Origin of the sequence: Streptomyces sp. SKN60 (assembly GCF_026236535.1) — a bacterium.
In the GTDB taxonomy this organism is placed as follows: domain Bacteria; phylum Actinomycetota; class Actinomycetes; order Streptomycetales; family Streptomycetaceae; genus Streptomyces.
On the sequence record NZ_JAHTMW010000007.1, the window covers coordinates 352,618 to 364,229 of the forward strand.

General features: G+C 72.0%; 13 protein-coding genes. 8 read left to right on the plus strand and 5 right to left on the minus strand.

All coding sequences use genetic code 11. The features are described 5' to 3' along the window. Positions 1-31: 31 nt before the first annotated feature. Complete coding sequence (locus tag KV205_RS14830; RefSeq protein ID WP_265864798.1) at positions 32-844, minus strand: bifunctional 2-polyprenyl-6-hydroxyphenol methylase/3-demethylubiquinol 3-O-methyltransferase UbiG; 813 nt, start codon at positions 842-844, stop codon at positions 32-34. Positions 845-932: 88 nt separating this feature from the next. On the opposite strand from KV205_RS14830, the gene KV205_RS14835 reads away from it, so the two are divergent. Together KV205_RS14835 and KV205_RS14840 are read left to right on the plus strand one after the other, a co-directional pair. Beyond that, positions 933-1,661: a GntR family transcriptional regulator gene (locus KV205_RS14835; RefSeq protein ID WP_265864799.1), complete on the plus strand. Its 729-nt coding sequence runs from the start codon at positions 933-935 to the stop codon at positions 1,659-1,661. 81 nt (positions 1,662-1,742) lie between these two features. Further along, positions 1,743-2,093, plus strand: a complete 351-nt coding sequence (locus tag KV205_RS14840; RefSeq protein ID WP_265864800.1) for a hypothetical protein — start codon at positions 1,743-1,745, stop codon at positions 2,091-2,093. A 9-nt stretch (positions 2,094-2,102) separates the two neighbouring features. Here KV205_RS14840 and KV205_RS14845 read toward each other — a convergent pair whose 3' ends face one another. After that, the gene (locus tag KV205_RS14845; RefSeq protein ID WP_265864801.1) at positions 2,103-2,396 is read right to left on the minus strand and encodes an MTH1187 family thiamine-binding protein; all 294 of its coding nucleotides are present in this window, start codon (positions 2,394-2,396) and stop codon (positions 2,103-2,105) included. Further along, positions 2,393-2,737, minus strand: a complete 345-nt coding sequence (locus KV205_RS14850) for a DUF3817 domain-containing protein (RefSeq protein ID WP_265864802.1) — start codon at positions 2,735-2,737, stop codon at positions 2,393-2,395. The genes KV205_RS14845 and KV205_RS14850 overlap by 4 nt, the downstream gene beginning before the upstream one ends. Before the next feature lie 108 nt (positions 2,738-2,845). On the opposite strand from KV205_RS14850, the gene KV205_RS14855 reads away from it, so the two are divergent. The 4 genes from KV205_RS14855 (at position 2,846) to KV205_RS14870 (ending at position 5,492) form a co-directional block, all read left to right on the plus strand. Then, positions 2,846-3,484, plus strand: coding sequence for an AIM24 family protein (locus KV205_RS14855; RefSeq protein ID WP_265864803.1), 639 nt, complete (start codon positions 2,846-2,848; stop codon positions 3,482-3,484). Continuing rightward, complete coding sequence (locus tag KV205_RS14860) at positions 3,484-4,134, plus strand: AIM24 family protein (RefSeq protein ID WP_265864804.1); 651 nt, start codon at positions 3,484-3,486, stop codon at positions 4,132-4,134. Before KV205_RS14855 ends, KV205_RS14860 begins: the two co-directional genes overlap by 1 nt. 23 nt (positions 4,135-4,157) lie before the next feature. After that, entirely contained in the window at positions 4,158-4,934 is a 777-nt protein-coding gene (locus KV205_RS14865; protein ID WP_265864824.1) for an AIM24 family protein, read from the plus strand. Positions 4,935-5,015: 81 nt separating this feature from the next. Further along, a complete protein-coding gene (locus KV205_RS14870; RefSeq protein WP_265864805.1) occupies positions 5,016-5,492 on the plus strand; it encodes a MarR family winged helix-turn-helix transcriptional regulator in 477 nt (158 codons plus the stop codon). A 73-nt stretch (positions 5,493-5,565) separates the two neighbouring features. Here KV205_RS14870 and meaB read toward each other — a convergent pair whose 3' ends face one another. After that, positions 5,566-6,522: a methylmalonyl Co-A mutase-associated GTPase MeaB gene (gene meaB, locus KV205_RS14875; RefSeq protein ID WP_265864806.1), complete on the minus strand. Its 957-nt coding sequence runs from the start codon at positions 6,520-6,522 to the stop codon at positions 5,566-5,568. 71 nt (positions 6,523-6,593) lie between these two features. Continuing rightward, positions 6,594-7,796 (minus strand): acetyl-CoA C-acetyltransferase, encoded by a 1,203-nt coding sequence (locus tag KV205_RS14880; protein WP_265864807.1) that lies wholly within the window; start codon positions 7,794-7,796, stop codon positions 6,594-6,596. 137 nt (positions 7,797-7,933) lie between these two features. Between KV205_RS14880 and mce the strand changes: the two genes are divergently transcribed. Further along, positions 7,934-8,386, plus strand: a complete 453-nt coding sequence (mce, locus tag KV205_RS14885) for a methylmalonyl-CoA epimerase (RefSeq protein WP_265864808.1) — start codon at positions 7,934-7,936, stop codon at positions 8,384-8,386. Positions 8,387-8,601: 215 nt separating this feature from the next. Next, a partial coding sequence (gene scy / locus KV205_RS14890; protein WP_265864825.1) for a polarized growth protein Scy occupies positions 8,602-11,612 on the plus strand: 3,011 nt, incomplete at its 3' end.

An 11,612-nucleotide genomic window follows, 5' to 3' on the forward strand; every position in this document is an offset into this window, starting at 1 on the left:
CCGCCCACGCGGCCAGACCTATCCCGCGACGCTAGACGGTGGCGACGGCAAGCATGTGGGAGCTCGCCGCAAGCAGGTCCGGGTGGGACTCCGCCAGGCGGGCGGCTGTCAGGGCCGCCTGGAACATCGGCGAGTCCACCACGCTCTCCTTGGTGTGCTGCTCCGTCGCCTTGAGCGCGGACCACACCGGCCCTTCGATCCCGTAGACGGCCGGGTCCGTGAGACCGGCCTCGCTCAGCTCTGCGGCCAGGCCTTCGCCTGTGTGGAAGTACGAGCTGGTGAACCCCTTGCGGCCCGGCGCGTGGACGCCCGTCACGAGGATGTCGGCCACGGCGTCGCGGACGCGGTCGACCGTGAGCATGGTGGTGGCGACATGCTCGAAGAGCGAGGCGTAGCGGCCGATGGCCGCCGCCGCGACCAGGCCCCCGGGGCGGACGACCCGGGCCGCCTCGCGCAGCGCGCGCAGGCGGTCGCCGTGATCGAGCAGGTGGTAAAGGGGGCCGAGGACGAGAGCCACGTCATACGAGTCGTCGGCCGCGTCCAACGCCCGCGCGTCCCCGAGGGCGGACCGGATTCCCAGGGCGGACGCCTCCTCGACGTGGCGCGGGACGGGGTCGATGAGCTCGACGTCGTAACCGTCCTCGATCAGCCATCGGGCGTGCGCGCCAGGGCCGCCGCCGATGTCGAGGATCCGGGCCGGCGCGCCCGGCAGGTGCCGTCGCAGCAGTTCCTGAGTACGGACCATCTCGAGGACCCCGTCGGCGCTGCCGGTCAGCCGCTCGGACTCGTTGATGGTCTCGCTGTAGAAGGCGATGATCTCGGGACCTACGGAAGGTGTGGGCATGGCTGCGATTGTGACCGCTGGCGGTGCGAGGTGACAGCCCCCTAGCCTGACCGGTCAACCGGTCAGCATCAATCGCCAGGGAATGGACATGCCTCTCCTGAAGTACGAGCAGATCGCCGAGAGCCTGCGTCGCCGCATCGCCGACGGGGAGTTCGCCCCCGGCTCACTTCTCCCCTCCAGCCGCGACCTGTGCGAGCAGTGGGGTGTCTCGCGGGCGACGGCCATCAAAGCCATGGAAACGCTCCGCGCCGACGGTCTGGTGACGCCCCACCAGGGGCGCGGATTCTCGGTCGTGGACACCCCGGTGGCCAGGCCGGCCGGCGGGCGCGGCCCCGGCACCAGCCGCATTCAGGGAGGGCTGCCGTTCAAGCGTCTCGGCGTGCCGGAGTTGCTGGTGCCGCCCTCCCACGTCGCCGAGGCCTTGGGGCTGGGGAGCGGCGTACGCGCCTTGCACCGCGCCCGGTTGACTCTGCTGGACGACGGTCGACCGCACTCTCTCGCCATGGCCTGGTTCCCGCCCGACATCGCCGAGACTTGCCCACGACTGCATCAGAACGGCCCGATTGCCGAAGGAACCACGCACTACGTCCGGCGCACGACCGGCCGGGGCCCGGTCCGGGGCGTGGATGTCACGTCGGTCCGGCTGGTGACCAGCGCCGAAGCGGAACAGCTTCGGGTGAAGCGCCCGTGCGCCGTCGCCGTGGTGCTGCACACGGCGTACGACGCAGAGGACCGGCCACTGGTCTGCGAGGAGGGCCTGACGCCCGAGGGAGTGTGGGAGCGCACGGACAACTATTCGATGGGTCACGGCGATTGACTGGACCGGTCCACCGGTCCAGTCTGATTCCGGCGGCAGGCGCACGTACGGTGCGCCTCGCCGGCCGGAAGGAGGATCCGCATGCCCACACCACCCGAGGAACCCCGCCCGGGCGAGCCGAGCCGGGCCCTGCGCTTACGGGCGGCCGACGGCTGGGAGCGGTTCATGCGCCGCGGCCAGGACCGAGCAGGACAGGAAGACGCCCCGTATGCGGTCGGCCCGGACGGCTACGAGCAGCATCCGCTCCTGAACACACTGGTCCGCGATGTCGCCTCGCGCAGCGTGCGGCGCCTCACCGCCGTCACCCACGAACTTCAGGACGGCGGCCGCCCGGTTCGCCTGGCACACATCCGGCCATCGTCCGGTGTCGAGTGGACCACGGCGGCGGACAACGTCCGGGCGATGCCGATCGAGCGCAACATCACGTCATGAGCGTGGGCCTCAGCCGGCCAGGTGCCGCTCCACCGTCTCGACCTTCTGCGTCAGGCCGTCGGTCACGCCGGGGCGGATGTCCGCCTTCAGGACGACCGAGACGCGCGGGGCGCGCGCCTCGACGGCGGCGACGGCGCGCTTGACGACGTCCATCACCTCGTCCCACTCGCCCTCGACGGAGGTGAACATGGCGTCGGTGCGGTTCGGGAGACCCGACTCGCGGACGACGCGGACCGCGTCGGCGACGTATTCGCCGACGTCCTCCCCCACTCCGAGGGGGGTCACCGAGAACGCGACGATCACGCGTTGACCACTCCCTCGCGGCGGGCGCGGGACGCGATGACCGCGGCCTCGGCCTCGCGCTTCAGCTTGCGCTCGGCGACGAAGCCACCGAAGGGAAGCACGGAGAGGACGAAGTAGAGCGCGGCCGTGCCGAAGCTCCACTTGGTCTTGTTCCAGGCGTCCAGCCAGAAGAGGACGTAGAGGATGAAGAGGATGCCGTGGATCGCGCCCATGACCGGCACCGCGTTGAAGTCCGTGGTCCGCTTCAGCACCGAGCAGACCAGGAGCAGCAGGAACGACACTGCTTCCGGTGCGGAGACGAGCCGGAGCCGGTGCAGGGAGGAGGCGGTCTTGATGTCCACGGGAGGGGTCACCTTCGTTCGGATCTTGTGAACGGATGCACAAGGGCCGTTCCATTGTGCACGCCGACTTTGCTGTCCCTTTATCCGGGGGCCCAGTACCTTCCCTGGGTGGCAACGTTCCGACTCCAAGGCAGCAAAGTGCTCGCCGTGACCATGACCGGCGACGCCGTGAAGGCGAAAAACGGCTCGATGGTCGCCTACGACGGCCAGATGGCCTTCAAGAAGATGTCCGGCGGCGGTGAGGGCCTGCGGGGCATGGTGACCCGCCGGCTGACCGGTGAGCAGATGGAGGTGATGGAGGTACGGGGGCAGGGAACCTGCTGGTTCGCCGACCGGGCCTCCGAGATCAACCTCGTCCAACTGCACGGCGACAAGCTGTGGGTGGAGGCGAGCAATCTGCTCTGCACCGACGCCGGGCTGCGCACCGGCACGACGTTCACCGGGCTGCGCGGGGGTGCGACGGGCAACGGTCTGTTCACCACGACCGTGGAGGGCACCGGGCAGGCGGCGATCATGTCGGACGGTCCGGCGGTGGTGCTCCGGGTGAGCCCGCAGTACCCGCTGTCGGTCGACCCCGGCGCGTACATCGCCCACCAGGGCAACCTCCAGCAGAGCTTCCAGTCCGGTGTGACCTTCCGCACCTTCCTGGGCGAGGGCGGCGGCGAGGCGTTCCAGATCCGCTTCGAAGGTGACGGACTCGTGTACGTCCAGCCGTCCGAGCGGAACACGATCGGAGGTGACGTCTGATGCCGTTCCGCGAGATCAACTCCAAGATGATCGAGGCCACGGTGATTCCGGGGCAGCGGCTCTTCAGCCAGCGCGGCGCGATGCTCGCGTACCGCGGCGACGTCACTTTCACGCCGAACATCACGGGCGGCCAGGGCGGTCTGATGTCGATGATCGGCCGCCGGGTGGCCGGCGAGGCGACCCCGCTGATGACCGTCGAAGGCAGCGGCACGGTGATGTTCGGGCACGGCGGCCACCACATCCAGGTGATCGCGCTGACCGGCGACACCCTCTACGTGGAGGCGGACCGGCTGCTCGCCTTCGACGGGACCCTGGAGCAGGGCACCATGTTCATGGGCTCGCAGGGCGGTGTGATGGGCATGGTGCGCGGCCAGGTGACCGGCCAGGGCCTGTTCACCACGACGCTCAAGGGCCACGGCTCGGTGGCGGTGATGGCGCACGGCGGCGTGATCGAGCTGCCGATCACGCCGGGCCGCCCGGTGCACGTCGACCCGCAGGCGTACGTGGCGCACCACGGCGACGTGCGCAACAAGCTGTCCACGGCGCTCGGCTGGCGGGACATGGTGGGCCGGGGCTCGGGCGAGGCGTTCCAGCTGGAGCTGAGCGGCAGTGGCGCGGTCTACGTCCAGGCCTCGGAGGAGAAGCTGTGAGCACCCCTGTGATCCACGACCCGATGACGCTGCCGTCGGACGACAACGTCAATCCGTACACCTTCTGCGTGGAGCTGAAGGGCTCCCAGTGGTTCCTGCAGAAGGGCAAGATGATCGCCTATTACGGGCGGATCGACTTCAACGGGATCGGGCACGGCCGGCTGGACCGGCTGGTGCGGACCTCGTTCCATTCGCCGCTGCACGCGAGCGACTGGGTGGTGGCGGAGGGCAGCGGGAAGATGCTGCTCGCGGACCGGGCGTTCGACGTGAACTCGTACGACCTGGACGAGGGCAACCTGACGATCCGTTCGGGGAATCTGCTGGCGTACCAGCCCTCGCTGGCGCTGAAGCAGTCGATCGTGCCGGGCTTCGTGACGCTGATCGGTACGGGGAAGTTCGTGGCGGCGTCGAACGGTCCGGTGGTGTTCATGGAGCCGCCGCTGCGGGTGGATCCGCAGGCGCTGGTCGGCTGGGCGGACTGTCCCTCCCCCTGCCACCACTACGATCACGGTTATCTGACCGGCGTGATGGGCGGCGTACGGGCCCTGACGGGCATCGGCGGCTCGTCGGGCGAGGAGCACCAGTTCGAGTTCGTCGGGGCGGGCACGGTGCTGCTGCAGTCGACGGAGCTGCTGATGGCGGAGCGGGCGATCGGCGCGCCGGGGGCGGCGGCGGGTCCGGGTGTGCCGGGTGCCGTGCCGGGGATGCCGGGATCACATGGTTCCGGCCAGAACCAGGCGGGGTCGGTACCGCGTCTTCCCGGCCAGCTGGGGGACCTGCAGCGTCGCTTCGGTCTGTGAGCGGTAGTCTGCGGAGCGTGACGCGTCGAACACACTCCCAGAGTTCGTCAAGTATTCAACTTCTTTAGGTAGAATCCATATATGGAGACCGAGACCGCCACCCCCTGGCTCACGGACGCAGAGCAGTGCGCCTGGCGCACCTTCCTGGACGTCAACAGAATGCTGACGTACCAGTTGGAGAAGGACCTCCAGCCCTTCGGCCTGACGATGAACGACTACGAGATCCTCGTGAACCTCTCGGAGTCGGCGGAGCGGCGGCTGCGCATGAGCGATCTGGCCGCCGCCACCCTGCAGTCCAAGAGCCGGCTCTCGCACCAGATCACCCGGATGGAGAACGCCGGCCTGGTGCGCCGTGAGAACTGCGAGTCCGACCGGCGCGGGCTCTACGCGGTGCTGACGGACGAGGGCATGGCGACCATGCACAAGGTCGCCCCGCACCACGTCGAGTCGGTGCGCAAGCACTTCATCGACCAGATCGGCCCGGAGGCCCTGACCGACCTCCACGACTCGCTGAAGCCGGTCGCGGAGCAGCTGCGCGGCCGCCGCGGGAAGCCGTAGCCAGCCGCCACAGCCGTACGGGAAAGGCCCGGCGCCCCTCGCGGGTGCCGGGCCCTTCTCGTACCCGTGTGGGCTACCGGCCCGTCAGGCTCGCGATGAGCTCGTCGGAGGCCGCGTACGGATCGAGCTCGCCGGCCGTGATGCGCTCGGCGAGCGCGTCGAGCCGGCGGTCGCCGCGCAGGTCGCCGATCCGCTCCCGCAGGGCGGTGACGGCGATCGTCTCGACCTCGCGGGCCGCCCGGGCCCGGCGCCGCTCCGCGAGCACGCCGTGCTCCTCCATCCACGCGCGGTGCTTCTCCAGGGCCTCCACGACCTCGTCGACGCCCTCGCCGCGGGCGGCGACGGTCTTGACGATCGGGGGGCGCCAGTCGCCGGGCGCGCGGGCCTCCCCGAGGCCCAGCATGTGGTTGAGCTCGCGCGCGGTGGCGTCCGCGCCGTCCCGGTCGGCCTTGTTGACCACGTACACGTCGCCGATCTCCAGGATGCCCGCCTTGGCGGCCTGGATGCCGTCGCCCATGCCCGGGGCGAGGAGCACCACCGAGGTGTCGGCCTGGGAGGCGATCTCGACCTCGGACTGGCCGACGCCGACGGTCTCCACCAGGATCACCTCGCAGCCGGCCGCGTCCAGGACGCGGATGGCCTGCGGGGCGGACCAGGCGAGACCGCCGAGGTGCCCGCGGGTGGCCATGGAGCGGATGTAGACGCCCGGGTCGGAGGCGTGCTCCGACATCCGCACCCGGTCGCCGAGCAGCGCCCCGCCGCTGAACGGCGAGGACGGGTCGACGGCGAGCACGCCGACCCGCTTGCCGGCCCTGCGGTACGCGGCGACGAGCGCCGAGGTCGAGGTCGACTTGCCGACGCCGGGCGAGCCGGTCAGGCCCACCACGTAGGCGTTGCCGGTCAGCGGCGCCAGCGCCGCCATCACCTCGCGGAGCTGCGGGGACGCCCCCTCCACCAGCGAGATCAGCCGGGCCACGGCGCGCGGCCGGCCCTCCCGTGCCTGGTCGACCAGTGCGGGGACGTCCACCATGTGCGCTGCTCCTTGAGATGACGGACTACGGACCGTGTGCCCGGACCGCAGGCCCGGGCCACGAGCCCGGATTACTTGCCGGGGACCTTCACGATCAGGGCGTCGCCCTGGCCGCCGCCGCCGCACAGGGCCGCTGCGCCCACGCCGCCGCCGCGGCGCTTGAGCTCCAGGGCCAGGTGCAGCACCACTCGGGCGCCGGACATGCCGAGCGGGTGGCCGAGCGCGATGGCGCCGCCGTTGACGTTCACCTTTTCGGAGGTGACGCCGAGGTCCTTCATTGACTGGTGGGCGACGGCGGCGAAGGCCTCGTTGATCTCGATCAGGTCGAGGTCGGAGACCTCCAGGCCCTCCTTCTTGAGGGCGTGCAGGATGGCGTTGGACGGCTGCGACTGCAGCGAGTTGTCCGGGCCGGCCACATTGCCGTGGGCGCCGATCTCGGCGATCCACTCCAGGCCCAGCTCCTCCGCCTTGGCCTTGCTCATCACGACCACGGCGGCGGCGCCGTCGGAGATCTGCGAGGCGGTGCCGGCGGTGATGGTGCCGTCCTTGGCGAAGGCCGGGCGGAGCTTGCCGAGGGACTCGGCGGTGGTCTCGCCGCGGATGCCCTCGTCCTGGGAGAAGACGACCGGCTCGCCCTTGCGCTGCGGGATCTCGACCGGGGTGATCTCGGCCTCGAAGATGCCGTTCTTCTGGGCGGCGGCGGCGCGCTGGTGCGACAGGGCGGCGATCTCGTCCTGGACGTCGCGCGGGATGCCGAGGCGGCTGTTGTGCTTCTCGGTGGACTCGCCCATCGCGATGCCGTCGAACGGGTCGGTGAGGCCGTCGTACGCCATGGTGTCGAGCATCTCGATCGCGCCGTACTTGTAGCCCTCGCGGGACTTCGGCAGCGCGTGCGGCGCGTTCGTCATGGACTCCTGGCCGCCGGCCACGATGATGTCGAACTCGCCGGCGCGGATCAGCTGGTCGGCCAGCGCGATGGCGTCCATGCCCGACAGACACACCTTGTTGACGGTGAGCGCGGGGACGTTCATGGGGATGCCGCCCTTGACGGCGGCCTGGCGGGCGGGGATCTGCCCGGCGCCCGCCTGGAGCACCTGGCCCATGATCACGTACTGCACCTGGTCGCCGCCGATGCCGGCCCGGTCCAGGGCGGCCTTGATGGCGAAACCGCCGAGGTCGGCGCCCGAGAAGGACTTGAGGGAGCCGAGCAGGCGGCCCATGGGCGTGCGGGCGCCCGCGACGATCACTGAGGTGGTACCGGTCGTTCCAGACATGAGGCGCAGCCCCTTGGGATGAGGAGTGAACGAGGGTTTACCTTCAATGTACTGAGCCGCGACGGGCCGGGTCACCGGGCTGCCGGTGTGACGGCGCGCACGTTGCGTAACCATGCCCCGGGCGCTGCACTGGGAGCATGCTGACGCGTATCGACCACATCGGGATCGCCTGCTTCGACCTCGACAAGACGGTGGAGTTCTACCGGGCGACCTACGGCTTCGAGGTGTTCCACGAGGAGGTCAACGAGGAGCAGGGCGTGCGCGAGGCCATGCTCAAGATCAACGAGACCTCCGACGGCGGCGCCTCCTACCTCCAGCTCCTGGAGCCCACCCGCGAGGACTCGGCGGTGGGCAAGTGGCTGGCCAAGAACGGCGAGGGGGTGCACCACATCGCCTTCGGCACGGCCGACGTCGACGCCGACTCGGAGGCCATCCGCGGCAAGGGCGTCCGGGTGCTCTACGACGAGCCGCGGATCGGCTCCATGGGCTCCCGCATCACCTTCCTCCACCCCAAGGACTGCCACGGCGTCCTGACGGAACTGGTCACTTCGGCGAAGCCTTCCGCTGACCACTCCTCAGCGGAGCACTGACCTCCGGATTCCGGGCCCGGTAGAGTGGGCAACTCCGGGCCGGGGCCGGTCGGAGCCGTCCGCGTGCGGCTGCGAAGTCGGGATGTCGGGGTCGTCCGATCTGCCACGATTCCCCGGGGGGACCGTTCTGTCCGGTGAACGGTGCTCGTCGGAATGTCGCGACCGGGGTTGGGGTCTCCCCAGCTCGCCTGGCTCGGGGAAGGATGGACCGCGCAGTGCGGGGCTACGAACGCCAGGAGAGCCACCGAGCTGAAGACGACCATCTCTCGCGGTTCGAGGCCGAGATGGACCGGCTGAAGAAGGAGCGAGAGAAGGCCGTCCAGCACGCCGAGGACCTCGGGTACCAGGTCGAGGTGTTGCGCGCCAAGCTCCACGAGGCGCGTCGTACGATCGCGTCCAGGCCCGCGTACGACAGTGCGGACATCGGCTATCAGGCCGAACAGCTGCTGCGCAACGCGCAGATGCAGGCCGAGCAGCTGCGCCAGGACGCCGAGCGCGAGCTGCGCGAGGCCCGCGCCCAGACGCAGCGGATCCTGCAGGAGCACGCCGAGCAGCAGGCCCGGCTCCAGGCCGAGCTGCACACCGAGGCCGTGCAGCGCCGCCAGCAGCTCGACCAGGAGCTGAGCGAGCGCCGGCAGACCGTCGAGTCGCACGTCAACGAGAACGTGGCGTGGGCCGAACAGCTGCGGGCCCGCACCGAGTCCCAGGCCCGCCGCCTGATGGAGGAGTCCCGCGCCGAGGCCGAGCAGGCGCTCGCCGCCGCCCGCGCGGAGGCCACCCGGATCGCCGAGGAGACCCGCCGCCGGGCCGGCACCGAGGCGGAGACCGCCAGGGCCGAGGCCGAAGCGATTCTGCTGCGCGCCCGCAAGGACGCCGAGCGGCTGCTCACCGCCGCCTCAAGCCAGGCCGAGGAGGCCACCAGCCACGCCGAGCGGCTGCGCTCCAGCACCACCGCCGAGACGGACCAGGCCCGCCGCGAGGCCGCCGAGCTGTCCCGTACGGCCGAGGTCCGGGTCCAGGAGGCCGAGCTCAGGCTGCGCGAGGCCCGCGTCGAGGCCGAGCGCACCCTCTCCGAGGCCAAGGACGCCGCCGCCAAGCAGATCGCGAGCGCCGAGTCCGTCAACGAGGCCCGCACCCGCACCGCCAAGACCGAGATCGCCCGCCTGGTCGGCGAGGCCACCAAGGAGGCTGAGGCCCTCAAGGAGCAGGCCGAGGAGAAGCTCCGCGAGGCCACCGCCGAGGCCGAGAAGCTGGTCTCCGAGGCCTCCGACAAGGCCCGTACGGTCGCCGCCGAGGACTCCGCCGCCGCGCTCGCCAAGGCCGCGCGCAACGCCGAGGAGATCCTCACCAAGGCCTCCGCGGACGCCCAGGAGACCACCCGCAAGGCCGCCGAGGAGGCCGAGCGGATCCGCCGCGAGGCCGAGACCGAGGCCGACCGGCTGCGGTCCACGGCCGAGGAGCAGGCCGACGAGCTGCTCGGCTCGGCGAAGGACGACACCAAGGAGTACCGCGCCAAGACGGTCGAGCTGCAGGAGGAGGCCCGCCGGCTGCGCGGCGAGGCCGAGCAGCTGCGCGCCGAGGCGATCGCCGAGGGCGAGCGGATCCGCGGCGAGGCCCGGCGCGAGGCGGTCGGCCAGATCGAGGAGGCGGCGAAGACCGCCGAGGAGCTGCTCACCAAGGCCCGCACCGACGCCGAGGAGCTGCGCGGCAGCGCGAGCGCGGAGAGCGAGCGGGTGCGCGCCGAGGCCATGGAGCGGGCGCAGACCCTGCGCACCCAGGCCGAGGAGACCCTGGAGCGCACCCGGGCCGAGGCGGACCGGCTGCGCGCCGAGGCCGAGGAGCAGGCCGAGTCGGTACGGGCCGCGGCCGACCGCGAGGCCGCCGAGACCCGCGAGGAGGCCGGCCGGGCCGCCGCCGCGCGCCGGGCCGAGGCCGCCGAGGAGCTGACCCGGCTGCACACCGAGGCCGAGACCAAGCTCGCCTCGGCCGGCCAGGAGCTGACCGACGCCCGTACCGAGGGCGAGCGGATCCGGCGCGAGGCCGCCGAGGAGACCGAGCGGCTGCGCGCCGAGGCCGCCGAGCGGATCCGTACCCTCCAGGCCCAGGCCGAGACCGAGGCCGAGCGGCTGCGCGCCGAGGCCGCCGCCGACGCCTCGGCCACCCGGAGCGAGGCCGAGACCGCCGCCGGCACCGTGCGGACGGAGGCCGACGCCGAGGCCGAGCGGCTGAAGTCGGAGGCCCAGGAGACCGCCGACCGGCTGCGCGCGGAGGCCGCGGCCGCCGCCGAGCGGGTCGCCGCCGAGGCCGCCGAGGCGCTCGCCGCCGCCCAGGAGGAGGCCAACCGGCGCCGCCGGGAGGCCGAGGAGACCCTGGAGTCGGCGCGCGGCGAGGCCGGCCGGGAGCGCGAAGTCGCCCGCGAGCAGAGCGAGGAACTGCTCGCCTCCGCCCGCAAGCGGGTCGAGGAGGCGCAGACCGAGGCGCAGCGCCTGGTGTCCGAGGCGGACGCCCGCGCCACCGAGATGGTGTCCGCCGCCGAGACCACCGCGCAGGAGGTGCGGGACTCGGTCTCGGGCCTGCGCGAGACGGCCGAGGAGGAGATCTCCGGGCTGCGCTCCGCCGCCGAGCACGCGGCGGAGCGCACCCGTACCGAGGCTCAGGAGGAGGCGGACCGGGTCCGCGCCGACGCGTACGAGGAGCGGGAGCGGGCCACCGAGGACGCGAACCGGGTCCGCGAGCGCGCCCAGGAGGAGTCCGAGGCCGCCAAGGCGCTGGCCGAGCGGACCGTCGCGGACGCCCTCGCCGAGTCGGAGAAGCTGCGGACGGACACCGCCGAGTACGCCCAGCGGGTACGCACGGAGGTCACCGACGCGCTGGCCTCGGCCGAACAGGACGCGGCCCGCACCCGCGCGGACGCCCGCGAGGACGCCAACCGGATCCGTTCCGAGGCGGCCGCGCAGGCGGAGACCGTCGTGGGCGAGGCCCGTGCGGAGGCGGAGCGGATCGGCGAGGAGGCGGCGCGCGTCCTCGACGAGGCCCGCGAGGCCGCCGACAAGCGGCGCGCGGACGCGGCCGAGCAGGCGGACGCGCTGGTCGGCGAGGCGAGCGCGGAGGCCGAGCGGATCGCCAACGAGGCCGAGCAGCTCCTGGTCGAGGCCGAGCAGGTCAAGGCGGACGGCGAGGCCGAGGCCGAGGCCCTGCGGGCGGCCGCCCGCGCCGACGGCGAACA